The organism is Acinetobacter sp. XH1741 (assembly GCF_041021895.1).
Classification (GTDB): Bacteria; Pseudomonadota; Gammaproteobacteria; order Pseudomonadales; family Moraxellaceae; genus Acinetobacter.
In genome coordinates this window covers 3,378,512-3,404,166 of the sequence record NZ_CP157428.1, presented here as the reverse complement: position 1 = coordinate 3,404,166, position 25,655 = coordinate 3,378,512, and the positions used below count along the sequence as shown (strand labels likewise).

22 protein-coding genes and 1 pseudogene are annotated in these 25,655 nt (G+C 37.8%); 9 read left to right on the top strand and 14 right to left on the bottom strand.

What is annotated here, in order from left to right; translation table 11 throughout:
* Nucleotides 1-204 precede the first annotated feature (204 nt).
* The gene (gyrA, locus tag ABLB96_RS16445) at nt 205-2,919 is read left to right on the top strand and encodes a DNA gyrase subunit A (RefSeq protein WP_348897715.1); all 2,715 of its coding nucleotides are present in this window, start codon (nt 205-207) and stop codon (nt 2,917-2,919) included.
* A gap of 52 nt (nt 2,920-2,971) precedes the next feature.
* On the opposite strand, the gene ABLB96_RS16440 is transcribed toward gyrA, so the two are convergent.
* The 8 genes from ABLB96_RS16440 to ABLB96_RS16405 all read right to left on the bottom strand — a co-directional run bounded on the left by ABLB96_RS16440 (nt 2,972) and on the right by ABLB96_RS16405 (nt 11,880).
* Nucleotides 2,972-4,618 (bottom strand): glycosyltransferase family 39 protein, encoded by a 1,647-nt coding sequence (locus tag ABLB96_RS16440; RefSeq protein ID WP_348897716.1) that lies wholly within the window; start codon nt 4,616-4,618, stop codon nt 2,972-2,974.
* Nucleotides 4,619-4,627: 9 nt separating this feature from the next.
* Nucleotides 4,628-5,008 carry a GtrA family protein gene (locus ABLB96_RS16435; protein WP_348897717.1) on the bottom strand — a complete coding sequence of 127 codons (381 nt, stop codon included), beginning with the start codon at nt 5,006-5,008 and terminating at the stop codon, nt 4,628-4,630.
* 1 nt (nt 5,009) lies between these two features.
* Nucleotides 5,010-5,990 (bottom strand): glycosyltransferase family 2 protein, encoded by a 981-nt coding sequence (locus tag ABLB96_RS16430; protein WP_348897718.1) that lies wholly within the window; start codon nt 5,988-5,990, stop codon nt 5,010-5,012.
* Nucleotides 5,987-6,781: a ChbG/HpnK family deacetylase gene (locus tag ABLB96_RS16425; protein WP_348897719.1), complete on the bottom strand. Its 795-nt coding sequence runs from the start codon at nt 6,779-6,781 to the stop codon at nt 5,987-5,989. The genes ABLB96_RS16430 and ABLB96_RS16425 overlap by 4 nt, the downstream gene beginning before the upstream one ends.
* A gap of 255 nt (nt 6,782-7,036) precedes the next feature.
* On the bottom strand, nt 7,037-8,128 hold the full coding sequence (locus ABLB96_RS16420) for an ABC transporter permease (protein WP_348897720.1): 1,092 nt from the start codon (nt 8,126-8,128) through the stop codon (nt 7,037-7,039).
* Nucleotides 8,125-9,255, bottom strand: coding sequence for an ABC transporter permease (locus ABLB96_RS16415; RefSeq protein ID WP_348897721.1), 1,131 nt, complete (start codon nt 9,253-9,255; stop codon nt 8,125-8,127). The genes ABLB96_RS16420 and ABLB96_RS16415 overlap by 4 nt, the downstream gene beginning before the upstream one ends.
* A 3-nt stretch (nt 9,256-9,258) precedes the next feature.
* Nucleotides 9,259-10,380: an efflux RND transporter periplasmic adaptor subunit gene (locus ABLB96_RS16410; protein ID WP_348897722.1), complete on the bottom strand. Its 1,122-nt coding sequence runs from the start codon at nt 10,378-10,380 to the stop codon at nt 9,259-9,261.
* A gap of 12 nt (nt 10,381-10,392) precedes the next feature.
* Nucleotides 10,393-11,880 (bottom strand): TolC family protein, encoded by a 1,488-nt coding sequence (locus ABLB96_RS16405; protein WP_348897723.1) that lies wholly within the window; start codon nt 11,878-11,880, stop codon nt 10,393-10,395.
* Between the two features lie 378 nt (nt 11,881-12,258).
* On the opposite strand from ABLB96_RS16405, the gene serC reads away from it, so the two are divergent.
* Nucleotides 12,259-13,338, top strand: coding sequence for a 3-phosphoserine/phosphohydroxythreonine transaminase (serC, locus tag ABLB96_RS16400; protein WP_348897724.1), 1,080 nt, complete (start codon nt 12,259-12,261; stop codon nt 13,336-13,338).
* 53 nt (nt 13,339-13,391) lie between these two features.
* On the opposite strand, the gene ABLB96_RS16395 is transcribed toward serC, so the two are convergent.
* Both ABLB96_RS16395 and ABLB96_RS16390 read right to left on the bottom strand, forming a co-directional pair.
* Complete coding sequence (locus tag ABLB96_RS16395) at nt 13,392-13,541, bottom strand: hypothetical protein (RefSeq protein WP_309455950.1); 150 nt, start codon at nt 13,539-13,541, stop codon at nt 13,392-13,394.
* Nucleotides 13,542-13,574: 33 nt separating this feature from the next.
* The gene (locus ABLB96_RS16390; protein WP_348897725.1) at nt 13,575-14,516 is read right to left on the bottom strand and encodes a hypothetical protein; all 942 of its coding nucleotides are present in this window, start codon (nt 14,514-14,516) and stop codon (nt 13,575-13,577) included.
* Nucleotides 14,517-14,772: 256 nt separating this feature from the next.
* Between ABLB96_RS16390 and ABLB96_RS16385 the strand changes: the two genes are divergently transcribed.
* Both ABLB96_RS16385 and ABLB96_RS16380 read left to right on the top strand, forming a co-directional pair.
* The gene (locus ABLB96_RS16385) at nt 14,773-15,258 is read left to right on the top strand and encodes a YaiI/YqxD family protein (protein WP_077163168.1); all 486 of its coding nucleotides are present in this window, start codon (nt 14,773-14,775) and stop codon (nt 15,256-15,258) included.
* A 10-nt stretch (nt 15,259-15,268) separates the two neighbouring features.
* Entirely contained in the window at nt 15,269-16,177 is a 909-nt protein-coding gene (locus tag ABLB96_RS16380; RefSeq protein ID WP_348897726.1) for an EamA family transporter, read from the top strand.
* Nucleotides 16,178-16,206: 29 nt separating this feature from the next.
* On the opposite strand, the pseudogene ABLB96_RS16375 reads toward ABLB96_RS16380, so the two are convergent.
* Nucleotides 16,207-16,308 (bottom strand): annotated as a pseudogene (locus ABLB96_RS16375) (PilZ domain-containing protein); the annotation flags it as partial.
* A gap of 116 nt (nt 16,309-16,424) precedes the next feature.
* Here ABLB96_RS16375 and ABLB96_RS16370 point away from each other — a divergent pair.
* The 3 genes from ABLB96_RS16370 (at nt 16,425) to ABLB96_RS16360 (ending at nt 20,852) form a co-directional block, all read left to right on the top strand.
* On the top strand, nt 16,425-17,660 hold the full coding sequence (locus ABLB96_RS16370) for a lipoprotein-releasing ABC transporter permease subunit (protein ID WP_348897727.1): 1,236 nt from the start codon (nt 16,425-16,427) through the stop codon (nt 17,658-17,660).
* Nucleotides 17,653-18,339, top strand: coding sequence for an ABC transporter ATP-binding protein (locus tag ABLB96_RS16365; protein WP_348897728.1), 687 nt, complete (start codon nt 17,653-17,655; stop codon nt 18,337-18,339). Before ABLB96_RS16370 ends, ABLB96_RS16365 begins: the two co-directional genes overlap by 8 nt.
* An 83-nt stretch (nt 18,340-18,422) precedes the next feature.
* A complete protein-coding gene (locus ABLB96_RS16360; protein ID WP_348897729.1) occupies nt 18,423-20,852 on the top strand; it encodes a DNA internalization-related competence protein ComEC/Rec2 in 2,430 nt (809 codons plus the stop codon).
* Here the strand turns inward: ABLB96_RS16360 and ABLB96_RS16355 are convergent.
* Nucleotides 20,805-21,788 carry a lysophospholipid acyltransferase family protein gene (locus ABLB96_RS16355; RefSeq protein WP_348897730.1) on the bottom strand — a complete coding sequence of 328 codons (984 nt, stop codon included), beginning with the start codon at nt 21,786-21,788 and terminating at the stop codon, nt 20,805-20,807. The genes ABLB96_RS16360 and ABLB96_RS16355 overlap by 48 nt on opposite strands.
* A gap of 132 nt (nt 21,789-21,920) precedes the next feature.
* Here ABLB96_RS16355 and sppA point away from each other — a divergent pair, with 132 nt between their 5' ends.
* Both sppA and ABLB96_RS16345 read left to right on the top strand, forming a co-directional pair.
* Nucleotides 21,921-22,937, top strand: a complete 1,017-nt coding sequence (sppA, locus tag ABLB96_RS16350; RefSeq protein WP_348897731.1) for a signal peptide peptidase SppA — start codon at nt 21,921-21,923, stop codon at nt 22,935-22,937.
* Nucleotides 22,938-22,956: 19 nt separating this feature from the next.
* Nucleotides 22,957-23,766 carry an alpha/beta hydrolase gene (locus tag ABLB96_RS16345; protein WP_348897732.1) on the top strand — a complete coding sequence of 270 codons (810 nt, stop codon included), beginning with the start codon at nt 22,957-22,959 and terminating at the stop codon, nt 23,764-23,766.
* A gap of 62 nt (nt 23,767-23,828) precedes the next feature.
* Here ABLB96_RS16345 and purN read toward each other — a convergent pair whose 3' ends face one another.
* Together purN and purM are read right to left on the bottom strand one after the other, a co-directional pair.
* Nucleotides 23,829-24,458, bottom strand: coding sequence for a phosphoribosylglycinamide formyltransferase (gene purN / locus ABLB96_RS16340; RefSeq protein ID WP_348897733.1), 630 nt, complete (start codon nt 24,456-24,458; stop codon nt 23,829-23,831).
* Nucleotides 24,455-25,525 carry a phosphoribosylformylglycinamidine cyclo-ligase gene (purM, locus tag ABLB96_RS16335; RefSeq protein WP_309455961.1) on the bottom strand — a complete coding sequence of 357 codons (1,071 nt, stop codon included), beginning with the start codon at nt 25,523-25,525 and terminating at the stop codon, nt 24,455-24,457. The genes purN and purM overlap by 4 nt, the downstream gene beginning before the upstream one ends.
* Nucleotides 25,526-25,655 lie beyond the last annotated feature (130 nt).

Here is a 25,655-nt window from a genome sequence, read left to right as displayed (position 1 = left end):
TAATTTTAACTTATTAATTCTAATAGAATTTTTATTGTAAAAAAATGCTATTTTAAGATCGCTAAACTCCCAGTTAACAAGCAGTTTATGCTATAGTATACAGCTATATTTTTTTCGATTTTAGTTCACTTTCCGGAACTAAATTTTTTGCAAGATCAAGACATATAAACGGATAGAAATATCTATCTGTAAGAAGGAGTATGCATGAGCGTATCGGAAATCCGACCGATTGCCATTGAGGACGAACTCAAGCATTCATATTTAGATTACGCGATGAGTGTAATCGTATCTCGTGCATTGCCGGATGTGAGAGACGGTCTTAAACCTGTTCACCGTCGCGTGCTTTTTGCCATGCACGAATTGGGCAATGACTATAACAAAGCCTACAAGAAATCTGCTCGTGTCGTTGGGGACGTAATCGGTAAATATCACCCGCATGGTGACTCAGCTGTTTACGAAACTATTGTTCGTATGGCACAAGACTTTAGCTTACGTTATTTATTGGTTGATGGTCAGGGTAACTTCGGTTCGATCGATGGTGATAGCGCCGCGGCAATGCGTTATACCGAAGTCCGTATGACTAAGCTGGCACATGAGCTTCTTGCAGATTTAGAAAAAGACACAGTTGACTGGGAAGATAACTACGACGGTTCTGAACGCATTCCTGAAGTGCTTCCGACACGTGTTCCAAACTTGTTAATTAATGGTGCTGCCGGTATTGCTGTAGGTATGGCAACCAACATGGCGCCGCACAACATGACAGAAGTTGTGAATGCATGTTTGGCATATGCCGATAATCCGAATATCTCGATTGAAGGATTGATGGAATATATTACCGGTCCTGACTTCCCTACAGGCGGTATTATTTACGGTAAATCAGGTATTGTTGATGCCTACCGTACAGGTAAAGGTCGTTTACACATTCGTGGTAAATACCATTTCGAAGAAGACGAAAAAACAGGTCGTACAACCATCGTCTTTACCGAAATTCCTTATCAAGTGAACAAGGCACGAGTTATTGAACGTATTGCCGAGTTAGTTAAAGAGAAAAAACTTGAAGGTATTTCAGAGCTTCGTGATGAGTCTGACAAAGAAGGTATGCGTATTGCAATTGACTTGAAACGCGGTGAAAACGCAGAAGTCGTTGTAAACAACCTATTCTTAAATACTCAGCTTGAAAACTCATTCAGCATCAACATGGTTTGTCTAGACAATGGACAACCAAAATTGATGAATCTGAAAGATATTATTGCGGCATTTATTCGTCACCGCCAAGAAGTTGTAACACGCCGTACCATGTTCGAATTGCGTAAAGCACGTGAACGTGGTCATATCTTGGAAGGTTTGACAGTTGCATTAGCCAATATTGATGAAATTATTGAAACGATTAAAACTTCTGCTAACCCAGCTGAAGCGCGTGAGCGTTTACTAGCAGGTGAGTGGGCAGGTGGTGGTGTTGTTTCATTGCTTGAAAAAGCTGGCGCAATTTCTGTTCGTCCAGATGAAATTGAAGGTGAAGATCCAAATCGTCCATTTGGTCTAAGCGATTCAATTTATCGTTTATCACCAACACAAGTTGGCGCAATTTTAGAATTACGTTTACACCGTTTAACAGGTCTTGAACAAGACAAGTTACATGCAGAATATACTGAAATCTTAGGTCAAATTGCTGAACTTACAGCGATTTTAAATGATTTCAATTTATTGATGGCTGTAATTCGTGAAGAGTTAGCGCAAGTACTGCAACAGTATGGTGATGCACGTCGTACGGAAATTATCGAATCACGTATCGATTTTAGCCGTGAAGATTTAATCCCAGAAGAGCAAGTTGTATTAACGGTTTCACAAACAGGTTATGCAAAAACTCAACCACTGTCAGACTACCAAGCTCAGCGCCGTGGTGGACGTGGTAAGTCTGCAACTTCAATGAAAGATGATGACTTTATTCAACATCTCATTGTAGCTTCAAACCATGCGACTGTGCTGTGCTTTACTAACGTAGGTAAAGTATATCGTCTTCGCGTGTTTGAAGTGCCTCAAGCATCACGTGGTGCAAAAGGCCGTCCGATTGTGAACTTGTTGCCTTTAGATGCGAATGAAACAGTAACTGCTATCTTGCCGTTAACAGAGTTCCCTGAAAACCATTATGTATTTATGGCGACAGCTTCAGGTACGGTTAAACGTGTTGATTTAGAGCAATTCGCTAACATTCGTTCAAATGGCCTACGTGCAATTGAACTTAATGAAGAAGATACCTTAATTGGTGTTGCGATTACCGATGGTAATCAGCAAATCATGCTGTTCTCAAACGAAGGTAAAGCAATTCGTTTTGCTGAAACTGACGTACGTGCAATGGGCCGTACAGCAAAAGGTGTACGTGGTATGCGCGTGAGCTTTGCAAGCAGTACTTTAAGCGAAGAAGATGCAGATGTAGAAAATGATGAATCAGACGATAATGACGATTCAGCAGATTCAAATCTAGTTAGTCGTATCGTATCGCTTGTTGTTGTACCTGAAACAGGTGAAGTATTGTGTGCGAGTGCCAATGGTTATGGTAAACGTACTCCAGTAAATGACTTCCCGACCAAGAAACGTGGTGGTAAGGGTGTTATTGCGATCAAGACAAGTGAACGTAACGGTGAGCTAGTCGGTGCAGTTTCTATTGATGAAACTAAAGAGTTATTGTTGATTTCTGATGGCGGTACGCTTGTTCGTACGCGTGCAGCAGAAGTTGCAATGACAGGTCGTAATGCTCAAGGTGTTCGTCTGATTCGTTTAAGCGAAGAAGAAACGCTAGTTGGTGTAGTTTCAATTGAAGCTGTAGAAGATGACGAAGAGCTTCTTGAAGGCGAATTAGATACGATTGAAACAGATGGCGAAGAAGCTGTATCTAATAATGAAGATACTTCTGAAGAGTAAATCGTTTTAAAATAAAAAAAGGAAGCCTAGGCTTCCTTTTTTATTGAGTCATTTATTTTGCTGAATGGAAAATAAACACATCATAATTGCGATAATGCAAAGTTTTCACAGATGGATCTTTGGTCGCGAAATTATTAGGTTGACTGACCACAATCAAATCTTGCTTTTGAGATAACGCGTCTTGAAGCTGTTGTTCGCTCCACAAATACTTTTTAAGCTCAGGTTCAAATAACAAACCATCTTTGATTTCTAAAGAAGCACTATCAGAATGAACACCATCCCATTCATTCACAATATAGACAGGCTGTTTAAGCTGTAAAAGGAAAGGAACATCATAGAAATAGTAATTGTAGAAAACTATTTTTGTAGATGGGGTGACATACTGAGCAAAATCCGTTTGGCCTACATTATTTTTGGTATCTAAAATACGAACGGCGAAAGGAACAGCGCTACATAGAACAATTAAACTTATAAAAATATAGTTTAAATAGCTCATTTTCTGGTTTTTATATAGCCATAATAAAACCAGTGGGACCACAACTAACAAGGTTCCAATTGTATAAATGAATATGGCTTCGTGTTGGAAAAAGGGCTGATTTGTACGAATAAAATGTGGCGTTGCAGCAATAGCAATTCCAAGAATCATAATAAATACAGGAGTACCCCATACCTGTAATTTGGTTTTATAGCTACTTTCAAGAGCTTTGTTAATCACAAGTGCCAAGAAAATAGTAAGGGGCGGCACAGCTGGTAAAATATAGCCAGCTAGTTTAGAAGGTGGAATAGAGAAGAAAACTGTGACAGAAATAAACCACCATACAAGCAGGACAAATACACCCGATTGCTTATAATCTTTAAATACGGCCTTAATAGACTCAAATCTACTTGCAAAAAACCATGGTAAAGCACCTACAACTAAAATAAGTAGATAGAAGGACCACGGCTGCTTATTGTTGAATTCCTTTGAACTAAATCGACTAAATTGTTGGTCGATGAAGAAGTAATGTAAAAATTGAGGATATTTACTTTGTACTGCGTAAAGCCACGGACTAATAAGAAGTAAAAATAACAGAATCCCTAATGGATTTAAAAGAGAGGGAATTTTCTTCCATTGTTTTGTGTAGAGTAGCCAAGGTAATAAGATCATACCTGGAATGAGAACGCCGATGAGGCCTTTACTTAAAAACGCGGCTGCACCAGCGACATAACCTAAAAATAGAATAGGTTTACGTGCAGAAATAGTGAAATCAGCAAAGCATAAAACACTAATCGTAATCCAAGATGCTACGAGTAAATCATGGTTAATATACTGGCTACTACCAAAGAAAAGCAGATTGGTGGCTAAAATAATAACCGTAAGCTGTGCTACACCTTCTGAAATATGCTTTTTTACAAACAAGAATAGGCCGACTAACATCATAGTACCCGCCAGAACAGGTACTAAACGTAACACCCACACATGCACACCGAAAAGCTCCATAAAAATAGAACTTAACCAATGGAGTAAAGGGGGCTTATGCATAAATGGCAAACCATCGATTCTCGGAGTTAACCAATCTCCAGATTCGACCATCGCTCGGCTAATGTCCCCATAACGACCTTCATCAGGTACAGATAGAGGTCTTATCCAAGAAAGAAGAAGTAACCAACACGGTAAAAAAAATAATAAAAATTTGGAATTACGAAGCCATTGCTGCATACACAGTCCTTAATGTTGAAATGCAAAAAAACGGTTAAGCAAAAAAGTCAGGACAGAGGTCAGAACAATTGCAATACATACTAAGGTTGAAACAGGTACATTAAAATAAAGGTTTGAAAGTAAAAGAAAACTTTCATTAAATAAAAAACCTAAGCCTGCAACCAAAGTGAATTTTGGTAGAGTCTGACGATGGTCGAGATGTTGTGCTTTAAAAGTAAAAATACGATGCCCGAAATAGCTCACCCAATAGGCGACTAAAAATGCGAGTAAATTGGCATATTGCAGTGCAACATGCTTCTGAAAAAGAAGCATGACGACACTATAGTGAGTAAGTGCGGCTGCGGCCCCAGTAGTGGTAAACCGCATGAGCTGAAGAATATGAGCAAACATGTTAGAAATTAGAGAATGTATTTTCCGGCTTTGTGATAGATTTTTCTTGTTTAATACGAGAATGTTCGGTTGAAACAATATATTTTGGTCTGTTTTTTACTTCCGCATAAATTCGGCCTACATATTCACCCACAATACCTAGGAATAACAACTGTATACCACCCAGTAATGTCATACCCGCTGCAAGTGTTGCCCAACCTGGAACAGAAACTCCCTCAATCAATGTATTTAAGATAATCCATATACCATAGCCCATAGCACCTAAAGCTAAGATGGCACCCAAATAAATACATAAGCGTAAAGGTAAGTCTGAAAAACCTGTTAAACCTGACATAGCCAAGTTAAAGAGAGATTTTACGTTGAAGCTAGAGCGACCATGTTGGCGTTCTTGTTCAGAAAAATTAACCCCTATACTTTTAAAGCCAACCCAAGCATATAGGCCTTTCATATAGCGGTTTTTTTCTGGCAATTGTTTAATTGCTTCAACAACTTTTGCATCTAATAAACGGAAGTCTCCGGCACTTTCAGGAATATCAATTGGAGAGCTTAAGTTTAATACACGATAATAACCTTGGGTGAGAACACGTTTGAGCCAAGATTCCGTCGTACGATTACGAATGCCGTATACCATGTCATAACCATTTTTCCAAAGGTTAATCATGGTTGGAATTGCTTCAAACGGATGTTGAAAGTCAGCATCAATTAGTAACGTAACTTCACCTGTCACATGATCTAAACCAGCGCTTAGTGCTGCTTCTTTACCAAAGTTGCGTGAAAGTTCAAGTACAACTAATGGATAGTCATCAATCATTGTTTGTAAAATAGGAATGGTATCGTCTTTACTACCGTCATCTACCACAATAATTTCATAGCTAAGATTTTGTTGTTTTAGACTATTTGCCAAAGCAGGAATAAAGGTTTTTAAATTTTCTGCTTCGTTATAGGCTGGAACAACGCAGGATAAAAAGGGTTTTGTGTTCATTGCATTGCCCCTAGTCTAGAGAGTTGGATACCATATTGCTGACAATCAAGTTGAAACTGATCCGAACTGAAATATTCATATTCTTGTATTCGGGCATGTTGAATCGGATCTTGATCATTCGATTCTGCAAGTGCTGGATGGCACATAATCAGTAAATGGTCTTTTGCATTTGCAAGCCAATATTGATTGAGTTCGCCATAATCAGTTTGCTTAAAATCATAAATACCAGCAAATTGGTCATTTTGATTAAATTGATAGGTTTGGCATGCTTTTGCCAAAGAGTTAGAGCCCAGTGCAGAGAGTACACGGGTCTTAAAACGATAATGGGGTAGATCTATTGGGTGTTGTAAATTTCGAATCCAACCCGTGAAATTTTTCTCTTTTAACAATTGCAGCAAAATATCACGTATAAATGGAAATTGATGAATATGTTGATGTCCATCAATAAAGTCAGGTTGTTTTCCCATGACTGAAACAAATAAGTCCCATTGCTCTTCAATACATTGAGTGATTGATTCACGATTAAGGCTGGAGGACCATGCACGTAAAATAAGCATAGGTAAGGAAAAAACAGTGTTACCTGAAGCGAAAGCATGGGTAAGATTTAAATGTAAACCGATATCAACTTGATCGCTAAAAGGTTTTAATTTGGCAGCAGCAGTTTCCCATAACTCAGATTGGGTCATACATGAAGTTGCTTGAAGTGCACCTTGTTCAATTAAATGAATAATTGCATCAGATATTTCTGCATTCATTGCAAAGTCATCTGCGCAATAACACACTTTTGCCATATCCAGATTCCGTCATAGGGCAGGATTACAGAATACTCTGCGTAGCTGCTGAAAAACTATACTAATTACTATGGAGAAATTTTCTTAATTTCAACTTAAAGTTTTCTTAAGGTTTCATGACAATTAATACAAATTAATGCTTTGAATTTATTTATTTTTTTTGAAATTTTTGGTCAATTTCTTAAAAAATGTTTTTAACTATAAGATTTTATAGTAAATAAAAATATAATTTGTATTCAATCTCTATTTATATCTTCACTTATTTTCTGTTAAGCGTGAATACGCCGTAATTAAAAAAATAATTCCAATTGTTGCAAGAAAAATTAATTTCGGAACCACAACATTTAAAGGAACACCCATTTGATTAAGTTGTACAAACATTTGTACGCCATGTGTAGAAGGTAAGCACCAGGCAAACCACTGTAACCATTCAGGCATGGCGTGATGGGGCCATGCGGTACCGGTTAATAAGAAAAGGGGAACTGAACTAAATACAATAATATGTCCGGCACGTTCTGGCATATCTAAAAGCGAACCAATCAACATACCTAATCCAATCACACAACTAATAAAAATTGGAACCGCGACGAGTAAACCAATAAAGTTTCCACCGTGTGGATAGTCGTTAAACCACAAGGTAAAACCATAAAGATAAAAACTTCCAAAACAACCAATGGTAAAGAGGCTCGCAAAAATTCCTGCAAAACGAATAGGAGTAATCTTTTCGTATTGTTCGCGGTAGCTTGCAATAAGCATGGCTAAACCGAGCACAATTGTTTGGTGAATAATAAGTGAAGCAACCGCTGGAAAAATATAACTACCATAGCCTGAAAGTGGATTAAATAAAGGAACCTGATGAATAGAAAGCGCAGGCTGGAAATGTGTACGCTCTCCAAATTTTTCAATATATTCTTTTAATGTTGCCTCTATAGAAGTGGCTAGGCCCAACCCAATTTCTTTGGTTTTTAAAAAGTTGGTTGTACTTAAATATAAGCCAATACCACCAGTTTCTCCGCGGCGTAGGCTTTGTGTTAGGTTGTGCGGTAAAAGCAAAATACCATCGGCTTTTTGCTCGCGTACCATTTGTTCAGCTTCGAGAAAATTAGCAGTGACATCAACAATTTTCACATTTGGACTATTGGTAGTTTGACCAATTAATTGTGAAGTTAACAGACTTTGTTCTTCATCGACGATCGCAATCGGAATAGATTCAGCCCGTTCTGCTTTATAAGCAGTTGGATAAAAGAAACTATAAAGAATGACCGATAAAATCAGTGTCGTAAAAACTGAGCTATTACGGACAATATCTTTAAATGTTTGTGCATAAGCCTTAAAAAACTCTTTCATTGTGTTGCCCCCTGAACTAATTTTTTAAGCAACACACAACTTAAAAAGAAATAAATAAGGCAGTAGCCAATCAGAATTAAAAAGGGAGTCATTGAAATGAAAAGCGGACTTCCAATGACCCATTGTTCGGTTTGGAGCTTTGCATAAGGAGTATATGGAATAATCAATGACCAAAATTTAGTGAAAATCGGTGCATTATTTAAAGGCAGAGTAACACCTGCAAAGCTTAAAGAAGATCCACCATAGACTGCAATAAAACCGAAAGTTTTACTTAAATTTTTAGTTGCAAGAATGACTGTGCTACTAATCAAAGCGTAAGCAAAGTAAAGCAAGAATTGGGCAACTAATAATAAACTGAGAGAACCTGCGACAAACCAACCTCGGATCTCAACGAGCCAGAACATCCATACCCATGTCCATGCACAAAATATAAGGCTATAAAGTAAATTTTTAGCCAATAAGCCTTGAATAAAACTTTCACGGTTGACCCACTGCATTAATGTACCGCGTTTAAGTTCTTGCCCAATTGCAAAAGCGACACAACAGCACAGTAACAAATGCAAAACGGCTGGAACCATGAAAGGTTCTAAATAAAACTCATAGCTCATACTAGGGTTGTAGAGCGTTGAAATTTTGACGTGAGCTGTAGGAATATCTAGATAGGGAATATTATTTGCAAGATAACTCTGACCTGCATAGTCTGCTAAAGCATTGAGTGTACTGACTAACATGGCCGAGGAAATTGTATTTCCTACGCTAAAAAAAGATTGGTTAAAAGCGATGCTAATTTGGGCATCTTGTGCTTTTACAAAACGTTTTTCAGCGCCGTCTGGAATAAAAACATAGCCCCAAATTTTGGTCTCATTCAGTAGTTTCTCAGCTTCTGTGGAGCTTGCCGTAACTGTTTTAATATCTACCGTATGATTTAAAGAAAGATACTTTTCAATATTACGGCTAAGTTCACTTTGGTCCTGATCAATAATCGCAATCGGTAAGTGTTCAGCTTTACCTGCGTAAAACATGCTGCTAAACATAAAAATGATAAAAGCGGGGATGAGTGTCACCATACACAAATCCCATTTGTTGCTTTTTAGATAGTTTAGTTCACGTAATATACTGGCAAACATGCTTTATTTTTCTTCTTTAATTTTAAATAGAACACTCATCCCAACTTTTAAATCTTGTACTGGACGCTCAGGCACAAGATGCAATTTAAAGCTGCGAATATCGTACCCACCAGTTTGGCGAGTCGTTTTTATGGTGGCAAATTCACCTTCTGCATCTATATTCTTAATTTTAAAATTCACATTCTGATTAAGTGCTGGAATGAATCCTTCAAGGGTTTTATTTTTATAAACAGAGGCATATTGATTTTCACCCACGTTTAAACTTACCCACAAATCATCATCTTCTAAAATGCTAACAACGGGTACACCCATCGCAACCAGTTCAGAAGGCTTGCCATAAGTTTTTGAAACTGTACCTGAAATAGGAGCAAGTAAACGGGTTTCTGCTTCAAGTGCTTGAGCTTCGCTGACCGCTGCTTTGGCAATATCAACTTGTGCATCTGCCGTAGATTTCTGTTGGCTGGTACTTCCTCGTTTTGCTCGTGCATATTGTTGATAAGAGGCTTCACTTAATTCTTGGGCAGAGGTTTGTGCTGCTAACATCTCATCTCGTCTTTGACGCGAAATAACACCTTGTCTATATAAATTTTCTCCACGTTGATAAGTGGTTTTTGCTAGGTTTGCTTGAGCTTTGGTACTTTGCCAATTGGCATAAAGAGTATCGATATTTTCCTGTTGAGAACCACGGTCTACAGTCGATTGAAATGCTAAAGCTGATTGTAATGTTGCTAGAGCTTGCTGCTTTTTGGCTTCTATCTCAGGGCTGACTAAACGAACCAGAGGTTGTCCTTTGGAAACTTTCTGACCTTCTTGCACATAAATTTCTTCAATACGACTCGGAACTTTAGTACTGACATGCAGCGTTTCAGCTTCAACTCGACCTTGTAATTCAATAGGTTTAGGTTGATAGCTTTTCCATAAACCAAAAATAATTACTCCTAATAGAGCAATAATAACCACACCAATAATTAGTTTAATTTTCGAATTTTTAGGTGGTTGAGCATCTTTTTTACTCGATTTTACTTCTTGAGTATTTTCAGTTTGAGTAGCGTGTTGATCCTGACTCATTTGCTCTGTATCCGTAACAGGTGAATCTTGCTGAGAAGAAGATGATTCTTGATTCATTTTATGCCCCTATTAGCGGATATAGTCAGTGTGTGGTTGAGTCACATAAGCTTTAAACTGGTCCATAGAACCATGGCTTTGCAATAATGTTGCGAGTGACATGACATATTTATATGCATTTAAAGCCATTTCAGTTTTTAGAGCACTTAATGCATTTTGCGCATCGATCACTTGTGTCGCTGTTCCCATACCTTCTCGGAAAGAAAGCTCCTGTATACGTAAGTTTTCTTGTGCTGCATTGATATTTCTTTGCAATAAGCTATGGCTTTGCTGTGCTGAATTAAGCTCGTTATATGATTTATTCAATAGAGCTTCAATTTCTTGTTTTGTGCGTTCAGTCATGAGCTCAGAGGCATAACGTTTTAACTCGGCAGCATGAATATTCTTATTTTTATCTACACCCGAAAACAGGTTGTACTTTGCCATTACACCTACAATCCAGTTTTCCTTCTCATCTAGTGAATATTCACCAAACGCAAAGAGACTTGGTTTTTTTGCGGCTTGTTGAGCTTGAATATTTGCATTTGCCAGTTGAGTATCTAAGCGCATCTTTTGTACTAGGTTCGATTTTTGAGAATAGCTCGTTAGGAGTGATTCTAAAGATTGACTTCGAACTGTATTTACAAAAAGAGGGGTACTTAAATCACTATAATTTTGCTGATGTAGAAGATTGTTTAAACTAAATTGACTCGCATTTAGGTTTGCTTGTGCATTTTGCAAAGTTCTTTCGGCATTGTTACGAGCAACTTCAAATTGCATACGTTGCCCTTTACTAATAAAACCTTGCTGTTCTAACTTTAGTGCATTGCTGTAATGTTTTTGCATTGCATTAAAGTTAAATAAGCTGCTGGCGACCAATTGTTGTTGTAATTGCACATTAAAATAGTTTTGTACCAATTCAAAGCGCTGTATATCTTGTTGTTGTTGGCTTGAAAGCTCTGCACGTTGAGCCTGAATATTTGCGATTTTTTTTGCACTAGTGGTTAGGCCGCCAGTATAGAGTGGCATAACCACTGAAATAGAAGGGCGCACTACCTGATCTTCTACAGTTAAATTCGCGTAATTGGGAAAGCGATTAATACCGTCATGTATGATTTGGTTAGAACCTTCTTGAACTTGTCCTAAAACATCAGATGGAATGACATTGTTCCACTGTGACAATTTATCATTGAGTCCTTGGCTTAAATCATTTTCAAGCTTTTGTTTAAAACCGCCAAGAGGTACATCTGTTTCGCTGTGAAAAGCGTAAGCTCTAACATTTAGATCAACTCTAGGTAGCCCTAAACCTTTCACTGCTTCGGCTTCTAATTGAGAAGCTTGCTGTAATGCTTGATTGGCTTGGGTACTATATGAACTTTTTAAAGCTTGTTGTTCTGCTTCAGCATAACTTAAACTTTGTGCATAAATCGGCGTTGTAATAAATAATCCCAATACCAACGCGAGATAATTGGGTTTGAATAAAAAAGGGCGTTTAGACTGTCGATACTGATGTGTTGGCATTTTATATAACAATTTTTGGTCATCCCTTATAGTTTAAATTTCTTGTTATTAAATTCAATTATCATATTGTTTATTATACAATTGTATAAAAGTACAAAATGATTTTGAGTTTCTTTTACTTGATGGAAAATCATACAATAAATTTTTATATGATCATCACAGTATGGGAAACTATATTCACAAGTCAAGTTGAACTTTATTTAGTAAAACTAATAAAAAAATAAGTGAAAGCAAAGAAATAAATAAAATAGTTATTGAAAAAATAAACTTAAATACGGCCTTGCATTGAAATATTTACTAGAGAAGCTGCTGCAAGCTTAAGCAATCTGTGGTTAAATGCCTTTTTTTATTGTGTTTCACTTTTACAAGGGAAAAATCATGCGCGCGTACAATTTCTGTGCTGGTCCTGCTGCATTACCTACTGCCGTTTTAGAAAAAGCTCAACAAGAATTGTTGGATTGGCAAGGTAAAGGTCTATCCATCATGGAAATGAGTCACCGTAGTGCTGACTATGTTGCTGTTGCTGAAAAAGCTGAAGCAGACTTGCGTAAACTCATGAATATTCCTGAAAATTATAAAGTGCTATTTTTACAAGGTGGCGCGTCATTACAATTTTCAGCAATTCCTTTAAACCTTTTAGGTAAGAACAGTAAAGCTGATTATATTCATACTGGCATCTGGTCTGAAAAAGCGTTAAAAGAAGCAAAACGTTATGGCGACATTAATACTGTAGAAGCAGGCATTAAAGTAGATGGTAAATTTGCAATTTCTGAACAAAGCGAATGGAACTTATCTGATGATGCTGCATATGTACATTACGCAGATAATGAAACAATCGGCGGTTTACAGTTCGCAGGAATTCCAGATGTAAAAGCTCCACTTGTTTGTGACTATTCATCAAGTATTTTATCTGCGCCATTAGATGTGACAAAGTTCGGTTTGATCTATGCGGGTGCGCAAAAAAATATTGGTCCTGCTGGTTTAACAATCGTTATTGTTCGTGATGACTTACTTGACCAAGCTAAACCAGAAATTCCAAGCATCTTGAAATATGGTGATCAAGCGAAAAATGGTTCTATGGTAAATACACCATCGACTTATGCTTGGTACTTGTCTGGTTTAGTATTTGAGTGGTTACTTGAGCAGGGTGGGGTAGAGGCTATCCATAAAGTTAACCTTGAAAAAGCTCAGTTACTCTATGGTTATATCGACGCTAGCGATTTTTATAATAACCCGATTGCCATTCCAAACCGTTCAATTATGAATGTACCGTTTACTTTGGCGGATGAAGCTTTAGAAAAGCAATTCCTAAAAGAAGCAGAAGCGAATCATTTATTAAACTTGGCAGGTCACCGTTCAGTAGGTGGTATGCGTGCAAGTATTTATAACGCTGTACCATTAGAAGGTGTACAAGCGCTTATTCGTTTTATGGATGATTTTGCAAAGCGTAATGGTTAATTAAATCAAATAAATAAAGCCCTCAAATGAGGGCTTTATTTTTATGTAATCTATTAATTAAAAGGCACAAAACCAAATTGATGGAGCATCATTGCGGCCAAGAACATACCTAAAACAAAAAAGCAAAACGCACCAGTATCGACCCTTATACGTGGGTTACTAGTTTGAATGAGGCTGGTCGTTTGTTCAGGTATAATCTTCATTCAATAGCCTAATTTTTAAAATATTAGTGAAATTCAATTAGTTTCACTATTTTTAGCATAAATATTCGCCTGAATCCAGATATTACCGCGAATATATTCACCAATATTAAAGTTTTTGTACAAATCATTTTGGGTTGCAATGCGCACTAATATGGCAGGAAGATCATCTTCTAAAACTAAAGTGACGTCATAAAGGGTATATTCTGCACCCATAAATGACATAGAAGTTTTACCGACAATATTTCCTTGGAACCATGCTTCATCTTCCTGACCAAGATTTTCTCCATATAAATATGCAACCATTTTAGAAAAATCAACCGTTACAGGCTCTTGATCTTCCTCAGTTTTTGGCTGCCATTCATTAATGAGCTCTTGTAGGTTTTCAGGTGCAATACCATTATGTTCAGTTAAAATTGCATTTAGCGCACGGTGATGTTTAATTGAAGCCGGATCATCTACAACAATTGTTTCACCAGCAGGTACTGGTTCTAATTCATAAGCCCATGCATTAAATTGAACTTGGTAAGTTTGGGTTTTGTCATATTGGCAGCGATTAACACTAAATAAATTATCAAATGCATAAACAGTTGTATTTTTATTTAGTTTTAAACTTAATACCGCTTGAGTTGCCGAGTCACAAGTAATGATTCGCTCAATTTGCGCATTATATTGATACGGGCTTTCAAAACTAGGAAACGCTGTTTTTAGAGCGCGAGGTTTTTGATTTTCAACCGCAATAATTTGGTTGATGGTGACATTCTGCCCTTGGGGACCTTGTATCAGCCAAAAAGATTGATCCATTTCATCTTCATTTTGGCATAAACCCATTGGCATTACAGGAGCATCAAGCGCCAGTCCAAGCCATTTTGGTACATCTGTCTCTGGATGGGAGGTCAGTAGATTCCAATGTTCTCCATGACTACCAAAATTTTGGTCGTTTACCGTAATAACTTCTGGACTGTTTTGATTTTTCATAAGTACGATTGATGTTGGGTTTATATCACTTGTTATATTAAATCGAGGGTATTCGCTATATTTCAAGTCAACATATGTAAATTCTCTTGTAAAAGCACATATTTAGTTATTAAAAGGCCTTTTAGGGGGTAAAAAACTTAGTTTTGAGAGGGAGTCTGGCGAGTTGTTAAGGTATTTTTAAAATTAAATTGAGAAAACAAGTTTTATATTTATCGCTACTCTCTAATGAAAGGCATCTGTTAGACTTAGATTTTTAGTGGAAATAGAGAATAACGTGCTGCCATTTAAGCTGTGGGTAGACGCAGATGCTTTACCTAAAATTTTGCGTGAAGTCATTTTACGAGCATCGGATCGTTATCAATTAGAAGTGATTTTTGTAGCGAATCAAAATGTCGGAATTACCCCTTCGGTACGGATTAAATCAATACAGGTTTTAAGTGGAGCCGATCAGGCTGATCAGGAAATTGTAGATCGTATGTCTGAAAATGACATTGTCATTACACAAGATATTCCACTCGCTGCTCAAGTTATTGAAAAGGGTGGTATTGCGATTCATCCACGTGGTGAGATTTACACGACTGCGAACGTAAAAGCACGTTTGCACTTACGTGATTTTATGGACACGCTTCGCGGCGCCGGAGTACAGACGGGTGGCCCACCTCCAATTTCTGAACGTGATAAACGTGAATTTTCGAGTTCACTCGATCAAACGATTTTAAAGCAAAAACGTAAAACAGCTTAGTGAGCCTCTTATGCCATCCCAAACCAACTTGGCTTCAACTTATGTCTTGCTTGTATTTATTTGGGCAACGACGCCTTTAGCCATTGTATGGAGCGTGTCTGACTTACATGTCATGTGGGCTTTGCTTTTACGTTTTTATATTGCATTACCTCTTTCGGTTATTGTTTTACTGGTTTTAAAAACAGCTTTTCCGATTCATAAACAAGCACTACATAGTTATTTCGCCGGGTCTTTTAGCTTAATTGGCTCTCAAATTTTTACCTATGCTGCGACTCAATATTTAAGTTCAGGCATGATTGCATTGATGTTTGGTCTGGCGCCTATTATGGCTGGTTTAATTGGTCGCTTTGGATTTGGTCAGCATCTTTATAAATTGCAATGGCTCGGTATGGCGATTGCTGTTTGTGGCCTAGCTATTATTTGTTTAAATGGATCAGGTCAACACGTACACCCAGTGGGTATTGTGCTCATGTTGATTAGTGTTTTTGTTTATTCATTTTCCATTTTCTGGGTAAAAAAAGTAAATGCCCAAATTCAGCCTATGGCTCAGGCAACGGGTTCAATTTTGGTTTCTTCAATTTTGGCAAGCTGTCTTATTCCATTTATCTGGCAATATGCCCCGACCCATATACCTCAAGCTAAATCTCTATTTGCCTTAATTTATACCGTGCTTATGGCTTCGCTTGTCGCCATGTTCTGTTATTTTAAGCTTGTACAAAATATCAAAGCGACTACTTTATCGCTTACAACTGTAATTACGCCTATGCTAGCCATGGTAAATGGTGCGGTCCTGAACCACGAACATCTTTCGGTGATGGTTTTTGTTGGAGCATTTATTATTTTGTTTGGTCTATTTCTCTATTTCTATAAAGACATTCAGGCAAACCGTAATTTTGCTCAGCATATTAAATCTAAGTAGGAGAAGATGAGGGTAATTTGTTGAGCTTATTCATTAAATTGTTCTAATTCGTAGCTAAATGCATGATCAAATTGATCTCATATCTTAAGTAGTAGAAAATAGCGCAGCAATATAATATTAGGATTGTTAAGGATAGGTCAGAACTTACTGATTTTTAAACCTTAATACAGCATCTAACGGTATGGTTAATAAGAGTTGTGGCATTCACTTCTCTATTTTTCCATCAATGACCTTGGATTTAGAAGGTATGTTTAAACCAATCTCACTGTATATAGGGTTGAGATATACTCGCGCACGACGCAGTAATCATTTTATTTCTTTTATTGCATTGGTTTCCATGATCGGTTTGACACTGGGTGTCGCTGTACTGATTACGGTACTGTCTGTAATGAATGGTTTCGACCGCGAGTTAAAAAATCGTGTTTTGGGAATGGTGCCGCAAGCGACAGTTTCATCTACGCAAATCCTTACGGATTGGCCTGAACTGGTTAAACGAGTTGAAAATCATCCCCATGTGACTGGAGTTGCACCTTTTACCCAATTGCAAGGTATGTTAACTGCTCAAGGGCAAGTGGCTGGCATTATGGTGACGGGTATTGACCCTAAATATGAAAAGAATGTGTCTATCATTCAAAACCATATTGTTGCCGGTAGCCTTGATTCACTTAAAAAGGGTGAATTCGGTATTGTCCTTGGTAAAGATATGGCCGATTCACTGGGCTTACGTCTAAATGACAGCGTGACATTGGTTTTACCTGAAGCAACTCCATCTCCAGCGGGTGTTGTACCGCGTTTTAAACGTTTTAAAGTCGTGGGTATTTTCAGTGTAGGTGCTGAGGTTGACTCAATGGTCGGCTACATTGCTTTATATGATGCATCGACTTTATTGCGTTTACCTGATGGTGCCCAAGGCGTTCGTTTAAAAATGGACGACATCTTTGCTGCACCTCAAGTTGCTGATGATATTGTGAAAAACTTGCCAAGTAATTTCTACGCAACCAATTGGACCTATACACACGGTAATTTGTTTAATGCCATTCAAATGGAAAAAACATTAGTTGGTTTATTACTTGTACTGATTATTGTGGTTGCTGCATTTAACATTGTCTCATCTTTAGTGATGGTCGTGACTGACAAAAAATCGGATATTGCAATTTTACGTACTTTAGGTGCATCACCATCAATGATTACTAAAATCTTTATGGTGCAAGGTACAGTTATTGGCGTAATTGGTACAGTTGCGGGTACGGTTTTAGGTGTAATTTTAGCGCTTACAATTAGCGATATTATTTCGTGGTTTAATAATGTTCTCGGACTCAATCTGTTCGATGCTTATTTTGTCCATTACTTACCTTCGTACTTAAGATGGCAAGACGTGACAATCATTGTAATTGTTTCTTTACTCTTAAGTTTCTTGGCAACTATTTATCCGGCGCTTCGTGCAGCCAAAGTTCAACCTGCCGAGGCATTGCGTTATGAGTAAAGTCGTTTTAGAAGCAAAAGAAATTTACAAGCATTTTGATGATGGTAAATCTAAAGTTGAAGTCATCAAAGGTCTTTCTTTACAAGTTGAAGCAGGGCAGTTTGTGTCTATTGTCGGTGCGAGTGGTTCAGGTAAAAGTACTTTGCTTCATGCTTTAGGCGGTCTAGAGCAGCCAACGCAAGGGCAAGTATTTTTAAATGGTCAGCGTTTTGATAACTTGGGCGAAGCCGAACGTGGTTTTCAACGAAATAAATACCTTGGTTTCGTTTACCAATTTCACCATTTATTACCTGAGTTTTCTGCACTTGAAAATGTAGCAATGCCTCTTATGCTTCGACCAGACAGCCAATTTAAGTCTGTGAAAGCACAAGCTGAATATTTGTTAGATCGAGTTGGGCTATCTCATCGTATGGACCATAAACCAGGTGAGCTTTCAGGTGGTGAACGCCAACGTGTTGCTTTGGCTCGTGCTTTAGTGACCAAGCCTGCTGTGGTTCTAGCAGATGAGCCAACGGGTAATTTAGACCGTAAAACGGCTGTTGGTATTTTTGAGTTACTCACTGATCTTAAGAAAGAGCTGAATATGGCTATGCTCATTGTGACCCATGACGAACAGTTGGCGCAGGCAGCAGATTCAATCTTGCATATGGAAGATGGACTGTGGGTAAGCGGTTCTTAAAAAATTGTCATTAAATCACATTGTTAAAGCCCACTCAGTTGGGCTTTAATTTTGCCCCTAAAATGATAATGACAAGATTTTAAATGTTTAAAATTATTCTATTGGGGTGGGTGAGTGGCATTGCATTAATGGGGGTAAATATCCCTTTGCTTATGCAATATGGAAAGATAGGCAAAGTGCTGCTTTTAATTGCTTTTATATTCTATCTTTTTAAACGACAAATATTAGTTGGTCGGCCAGTCTTAAAGGCAATGTATTGTTTATTGTGTACAGCAAGTCTTTTTGTTGTTGGTTATCAATATGCCGAGAAAGCACTAGTTGAACGATTAGAACAAAGAGAAACAGATTCAAGAAGTCTCAATATTATTATTTATATAAACCAACTCAGTGAAGAAAAAGAAAACAAGGTACAACAAACAGCTCAGGTATTAAGCGTATTTAAAGCTCCAGTAAATTGGCTTTTGTATTTGAATAATAATCAAAAAGGATTGATGAGTAATCAAGACATTGAATTAGGTCATTACTATCGAGTATGGGGAAAAACAAAACCCGCCCATAGTTATGCGACCACCGGAGCTTTTGATCAAGAAAAATGGTTTATTCAACGAAATATCATGTCTGGCTTTATTGTTCAGCATATTGAACCATTAAGCACTAATGAAATATATCAATTGGGATATCAACAGCATTTAAGAGAACAGCAGTCCTTTTTTAATAGATTTCATCTAAAAATAGAAAAACTTCGTCAAACTTTTAGGCAAATGCTAAAGATCTCCTCGTTACAACAAAAAGGCTTAATTCTAGCTTTACTAACGGGTGATGAAAGTCTTTTATCAGAAGAGACTCAAGTACAATTTAAAGCATTAGGAATAGCCCACTTATTGGCGATCTCGGGCCCACATGTACTCATTTTTGCCATCATGTTGTCTTGGGTTTGTCATCAACTCATCTGCCGTTATTATCCCCAAATATATTTATGGAAACCTAAACAGATTTTATTGGCTATACCATTCAGTTTCGGGATTTTAATTTATACGGCTTTTGTTGGGTTTGAAATTCCTGCTCTACGTACAATCTTATCTGCCTTCATCATTATTTCTTTTCTATTATTTAAACAACCGCTTAAACCATTTGCCTTACTCGTATATAGCGCAAGTCTGCTATTGCTCTTTGATCCCTTTAGTGTTTTATCAGCAGGTTTCTGGTTATCTTACGGAGCCTGTTTTATTTTATTAAGAATTTATCAAACAATAGCGCAGTTACCTAAGCAACATTTTTTAAGCTTGGGTTCAAAAATGATTTTTATGAGTAAGGTATTAATTGAATCACAAGGCAAAATATTTATCGCGCTGAGTCCTTTAACCTTACTTTTCTTTCAACAAATCTCTTGGATTGCTCCATTAACCAATATTATTGCTGTGCCTATTGTCGGTGGAGTTATCGTCCCCTTAAACATTATGGCCGCTTGTGCATGGTTTCTATTTAAACCATTTGGAAATATGCTTTTTCAGTTCAATGATATCTTGCTCAGCATATTGCTGAGTTGTTTGAGTTTATTAGAAAAGCTTTCTTTACCTTTGCAAGGCGTAAGTTTGACGCCACTGGCTTTATTAGCGGTTAGTTTAGGCATTATTATTTTATTTTTGCCTAAAGGTATTTTGCCAAAAACGTGGGGGATACTCTGTTGTTTACCTTTAATCATTGTGAATAAAACAAGTCAGCAAATTCAGCTTCATATTTTAGACGTTGGGCAGGGGCAGGCTATTTTTTTACAACATCCGACGCAAAATTGGTTGATTGATACAGGTGGCTCTTACGATGAAAAGAAATTCAGTATTGGTCAAAATGTCGTAGTGCCTTTCTTGCGTCAACAAGGTGTAAAACAATTAGATCGTGTTGTTTTATCTCATCTGGACCAAGATCATAGTGGTGCTTTTCCTGCCATTCAGCAGGCTATTCCAGTCAAGCAAGTTATTTCAAATGAGCAATCTACAAATATTTTAAAGCAGTCATTTCAATATTGTCATCAAGGACAACAATGGCAATATCCTGAGTTAGATGTTCAAATTTTATGGCCTAAAGAAAAAGACTTAGCTTTTGTTTCTTCTCAGCAAAATCAATATTCCTGCGTTATATATCTTCACTTCAAAGGAGTCAGTAGTTACCAAAATTTTCTGATTATGGGAGACGCAGGCTGGGAAGCCGAATACCAGTTATTAAAAGACTACCCTAACTTAAAGGTAGATGTTTTAGTGCTAGGTCATCATGGAAGTAAACATAGTTCGGCCTATGACTTCTTGGCAACTTTAAAACCTAAACTTGCAATTGCATCTGCTGGGTTTGACAACCGTTATGGTCATCCTAGCCAAGAGGTTATCAATCGTTTAAAAGCACTTCACATCCCGCTTAAAAGTACCGTAGAACAAGGTACTTTAAGCTTCACTTTGGAAAATCACAAAATGGTTTTATATGAGCGACGTTTTGAGCGACTCTGGTTGAGTAGAGTTCTCTAAAGCTTCTGCTTTGAGTCTTTTGACAGTTTTAATCGCTTCCGTAGGATCAATGTTATAAACATTATCTAAAGCAGGGTTTGCTTTAAAGCGTTTATAGCTCCAGTGATAGTGCTCTGGATATTTATGAATGAGCTGCTCGATTGCTTGATGAATGACATAGGTACCATCATCAGCTGTGCCTTCATAGATTTTCTCATCCATAGGCTCAATATGCATGGTAAAGCCTTCATTTTCATTACGAATTGCATATAGAAATAAGGCTTTAGCTTTAGTTTTTTGGATGAGTTTTGCACTTAAATTACTTGAAGCAAGCGGAACACCAAAATAGTTCACCATATCCCCGCCAACAGTAGGGGTGTGATCCGGTAAAATAACTGTAGTTTGGCCTTGTTTTAAGGCTTTAAAAATCTGTCTTACGCCACTTTCATCGGTTGGAACTAGATTCGCTTGTTCACGGCTGCGGGCTTCACGCACAAAACGGTCGGCATCAGCATTTTTCACTGGTTTATATAAAATTGTCATTGCGGTGAACTGGGCACACCATGCGTTCATGACTTCCCATGTCCCAAAATGCGGAACAACAAGCACAACGCCTTTTTTTTCAGCTAATGCATCATGAAAATATTGCTCACCTTCTATACGATGAATACGAGCGATGTTTTCTTGATTCGATGAACCCCAAATACTTAAAAACTCAAAATATGAGGTTAATTCATTTCGTATCGCCTTTTCTGTAATTGCTATACGTTGTTGCGGTGTTAAATGCGGCAGCGCAATCCTTAAGTTAAGTTCTATACTTTTTGATGTTCTGGTAATTTTTAAAGTATTGACGATTCCTGCCAATAGACGAGCAATGGAACGCCCAAATTGAATAGGTAAACGGCTAAATGTTTTGAGTAATTGATAGTTCATGCTTTTTGAATCTGGTCTAGGCATCTATAGCAGTAAGGAGGAAACAACAAGTAAAAAAAGACAAAAATATTATAAATGAAATCATATTATTTAGACAGTTTTTATCAAATCAACGTATATAATGACATCATTTCGATTGATTTGGATTGGAATTTTATGTCCGATTGGCCACCAAAACCACAAAATGAACCTATAACCTCAAAACAGAACGGACCAGAATGGCAGATCCTTGAGAAGGCTGTACTTGCTTCTGTAGAAGAACAACGCCGTAGCCGTCGCTGGGGTATATTCTTTAAAACACTTACTTTTATTTATCTATTATTCATTCTTGTATTAATGGGTAAAGGTTGTTCGACCAGTAAAGATGACTCTAAAGCGAGTAGCAGCAGTGCTCATCTCGCAGTGGTTGATATTGTTGGAACTATTGATGCTTCAAGTAATCAGGCTGTAAATAGTGAAGATACCAATAAAGCGCTTAAACGTGCTTTTGAAGCATCAAATAGTAAAGCAATTGCACTTAATATTAACTCGCCAGGTGGTTCTCCTGTTCAATCTGATGAAATTTGGCAAGAAATTCGCTATCTGAAAAAAGAACATCCTGATAAGAAAGTCTATGCAGTAATTGGCGATATGGGTGCTTCAGGTGCTTATTATATTGCTTCTGCTGCCGATGAAATTATTGTGAATCCTTCAAGTTTGGTCGGTTCAATTGGTGTCATTATGCCGAATTATGGCATCACTGGTTTAGCTCAGAAACTTGGAATTGAAGACCGTACTTTAACAGCGGGAACCAATAAAGACATTTTAAGTATGACAAAACCAGTTAATCCTGCACAAAGAGAGCATGTTCAATCTGTACTCGATAATGTCCATACTCACTTTATCAATGCCGTGAAAGAAGGACGTGGTAAACGCTTGAAATCTAATGATCCTGCTATTTTCTCTGGTCTGTTCTGGACAGGCGAACAAGCAATCCAGTTAGGTGTTGCTGACCGTTCAGGTAACATTACGAGCTTGATGCGTGAACTGAAGCTTGATAATAAAGTTGACTACACAATTGGCCGTAATCCATTACAGTCCATTCTAGGTCGAATGGGAGCAGAAATGGGTAAAGGTTTAAGTGAGTCAGTTGCTCAACGTTTAGAGACGAGTCAGGACGCCAAGCTACAATAATTTAAATTAGGATAACGGTATGTCAGTAAAACCGCTTATACACTTTGCGCATGCCAATGGCGTGCCTTCTATGGTGTATCAAAAGTTGTTTGATCAATTAAAAGATGAGTATGAAGTAATTTATGTTCCACTCATTGGACCTGACAAACGTTATCCGATTACCAATCATTGGCCTTTTTTGGTTGATCAGGTAATTGATAGCATTGTACAAAAAGCGAAAGGTCGTAAGGTGATTGGGCTTGGCCATTCATTGGGTTCAGTTTTAACCTTAATGGCATCCTTTAAACGTCCCGAGCTTTTCTCACAAGTGATTATGTTAGATCCGCCCCTTATTTTGGGTAGATATTCATTTGCTTTTCATATGGCAAAAGTGTTTAAACCCAAAATAGTTGATGACATGACCCCAGCAGGTTTATCTGCACGTCGTCGTGAGCATTGGGAGTCACGTGAGCAAGCAGCTTCTTTATTACGTCCAAAAGGTTTTTATAAAGACTTTGATGAGGACTGTTTTCAAGCCTATATTGATTATGCTTTGAAAGAAGACTCAGTTCGTGGTGGCGTGACTTTAACTATTTCTCGTGAAGACGAAGTTGCGATTTTCCGTAAAAATCCTTCTTGGTGGTGGCTACCCATGCCAAAACCCAAAATGCCCGTACATCTCGTTGTGGGGAAAGAGAGTGCTTTTTTAAAAAGAGGTTTTCCTCAAATGGCCAAGCGTAAAATGGGAATTCCATTTAGCGTGGTTGAAGGAGGGCATATGTTCCCTCTAGAGCATCCAATTGAAACAGTGAATTATATTAAGAAGCTTATTCATAGCAATTCACACTAATAATTTTTTAATAAAAAAGGACATGCATGCATGTCCTTTTTTAATTTACGTTGAGCAAACTCTTACCAAGCAGCAAAACGAATAGGGTGTTCAAGAATTTGATTGCGGAAATAGGCTTGTCCATTTTTCCATGTGAGCTGACCATTGCATAACCATTCTGCAACTTGTGGGTAAATAAAATGCTCAAGTTTATGTACACGTTCAGCCAAAGAAGCAACATTATCATGTTCTTTAACTTGAATTGCTGATTGGGCAATTGCTTGTCCTGCATCAAGTTCAGAAGTCACAAAGTGAACTGTACAACCATGTAGTCGATCACCTGTATTTAATACACGTTGATGTGTATTAACACCTTTATAAGCAGGTAATAACGATGGATGGATATTAAGCATTTTACCTTGCCATTTATCGACAAAGTTTGCAGTTAAAATACGCATAAAGCCGGCTAAAATAACAATATCAGCTTGCCATGCGATAAGTTGTTGATGCATTGCTTCATCAAAATCTTCGCGACTAGGAAAGTCTTTATGAGAGATTACTGCTGTAGCAATATTGGCATTTTGAGCGCGCTCTAAAGCATAAGCATCAGCTTTATTGGACAATACACCTACAATTTGCCCTGATAGACGTGCATCTATCAAGGCTTGTAAGTTACTGCCGTTCCCAGAGACTAGAACAGCAATTTTCATCATTCAAAGATCACACGAATTTTTTCGTCTGCACCTTCCACTGATTCAGCATTTTCTTGGATATGTCCGATTTTCCAAGCTTTTTCACCTTGAGCATTAAGCACTTCAATTGCTTTTTCTGCATCATTTGCATCAACCGCAATAACCATACCTACACCACAGTTAAAGGTACGGTACATTTCAAAACGTTCTACATTGCCTTCACGTTGTAGAAGTTTGAACAATTCTGGCCATTCCCAAGAAGCTTCATTAATTACACCTTGAGCGCCATTTGGTAATACGCGTGGTAAGTTACCCGGTAAACCGCCACCAGTGATGTGTGCCATAGCATGTACATCAACTTGTTTGCAAAGTTCAAGAACTGGTTTTACATAAATACGTGTTGGTTCCATTGCAACATCTGCAAGAGGGCGGCCGTCAATCACTTGAGTTAAGTCTACATTCTTAACGTCTAAGATTTTACGTAATAATGAATAGCCATTTGAGTGAGCACCGCTTGATGCAACACCAATAAGTACGTCACCAGATTTTACTTTAGAGCCATCAATAATTTTGCTTTGCTCAACCACACCTACGGCAAAACCAGCAAGATCGTAATCTTCGCCTTCATACATGCCTGGCATTTCAGCTGTTTCACCACCTACAAGTGCACAACCTGCAAGTTCACAACCTTTACCGATACCGCTAACTACATTGGCAGCTACTTCTACATTTAAGTGGCCAGTAGCATAATAATCGAGGAAGAATAATGGTTCTGCACCACAAACTAAAAGATCGTTTACACACATAGCGACAAGATCTTGGCCGATTGTGTCATGACGATTAAGGTTAAGTGCTAAACGTAATTTAGTGCCTACGCCGTCAGTACCAGAAACCAAAACAGGTTCTTCGTAACCTTTAGGAATTTTGCATAGTGCACCAAAGCCACCAAGTCCGCCCATGACTTCTGGACGAGTTGTACGTTTAGCGACTGACTTGATACGATCGACCAGTGCGTCGCCCGCTTCAATGTCAACACCCGCATCTTTGTAGCTTAAACCGGTATTTGGGGTAGAAGTTGAGTTGCTCATAAATGAAGTCTCCGCATTGGCGGCAGATTATAACCTGAATATACGAAACTCTTATGGTATTTATGCTCGAAAATGCTATCTTTAATAAAAATATTTTTCTATTTATAACGATTAAATCAAAAAAGGCTAG

Coding starts and splice junctions, on each gene's coding strand:
- gyrA (WP_348897715.1), top strand. CDS start 205: ATGAGCGTATCGGAAATCCGACCGATTGCCATTGAGGACGAACTCAAG.
- ABLB96_RS16440 (WP_348897716.1), bottom strand. CDS start 4,618: ATGCAGCAATGGCTTCGTAATTCCAAATTTTTATTATTTTTTTTACCG.
- ABLB96_RS16435 (WP_348897717.1), bottom strand. CDS start 5,008: ATGTTTGCTCATATTCTTCAGCTCATGCGGTTTACCACTACTGGGGCC.
- ABLB96_RS16430 (WP_348897718.1), bottom strand. CDS start 5,990: ATGAACACAAAACCCTTTTTATCCTGCGTTGTTCCAGCCTATAACGAA.
- ABLB96_RS16425 (WP_348897719.1), bottom strand. CDS start 6,781: ATGGCAAAAGTGTGTTATTGCGCAGATGACTTTGCAATGAATGCAGAA.
- ABLB96_RS16420 (WP_348897720.1), bottom strand. CDS start 8,128: ATGAAAGAGTTTTTTAAGGCTTATGCACAAACATTTAAAGATATTGTC.
- ABLB96_RS16415 (WP_348897721.1), bottom strand. CDS start 9,255: ATGTTTGCCAGTATATTACGTGAACTAAACTATCTAAAAAGCAACAAA.
- ABLB96_RS16410 (WP_348897722.1), bottom strand. CDS start 10,380: ATGAATCAAGAATCATCTTCTTCTCAGCAAGATTCACCTGTTACGGAT.
- ABLB96_RS16405 (WP_348897723.1), bottom strand. CDS start 11,880: ATGCCAACACATCAGTATCGACAGTCTAAACGCCCTTTTTTATTCAAA.
- serC (WP_348897724.1), top strand. CDS start 12,259: ATGCGCGCGTACAATTTCTGTGCTGGTCCTGCTGCATTACCTACTGCC.
- ABLB96_RS16395 (WP_309455950.1), bottom strand. CDS start 13,541: ATGAAGATTATACCTGAACAAACGACCAGCCTCATTCAAACTAGTAAC.
- ABLB96_RS16390 (WP_348897725.1), bottom strand. CDS start 14,516: ATGAAAAATCAAAACAGTCCAGAAGTTATTACGGTAAACGACCAAAAT.
- ABLB96_RS16380 (WP_348897726.1), top strand. CDS start 15,269: ATGCCATCCCAAACCAACTTGGCTTCAACTTATGTCTTGCTTGTATTT.
- ABLB96_RS16370 (WP_348897727.1), top strand. CDS start 16,425: ATGTTTAAACCAATCTCACTGTATATAGGGTTGAGATATACTCGCGCA.
- ABLB96_RS16365 (WP_348897728.1), top strand. CDS start 17,653: ATGAGTAAAGTCGTTTTAGAAGCAAAAGAAATTTACAAGCATTTTGAT.
- ABLB96_RS16360 (WP_348897729.1), top strand. CDS start 18,423: ATGTTTAAAATTATTCTATTGGGGTGGGTGAGTGGCATTGCATTAATG.
- ABLB96_RS16355 (WP_348897730.1), bottom strand. CDS start 21,788: ATGCCTAGACCAGATTCAAAAAGCATGAACTATCAATTACTCAAAACA.
- sppA (WP_348897731.1), top strand. CDS start 21,921: ATGTCCGATTGGCCACCAAAACCACAAAATGAACCTATAACCTCAAAA.
- ABLB96_RS16345 (WP_348897732.1), top strand. CDS start 22,957: ATGTCAGTAAAACCGCTTATACACTTTGCGCATGCCAATGGCGTGCCT.
- purN (WP_348897733.1), bottom strand. CDS start 24,458: ATGATGAAAATTGCTGTTCTAGTCTCTGGGAACGGCAGTAACTTACAA.
- purM (WP_309455961.1), bottom strand. CDS start 25,525: ATGAGCAACTCAACTTCTACCCCAAATACCGGTTTAAGCTACAAAGAT.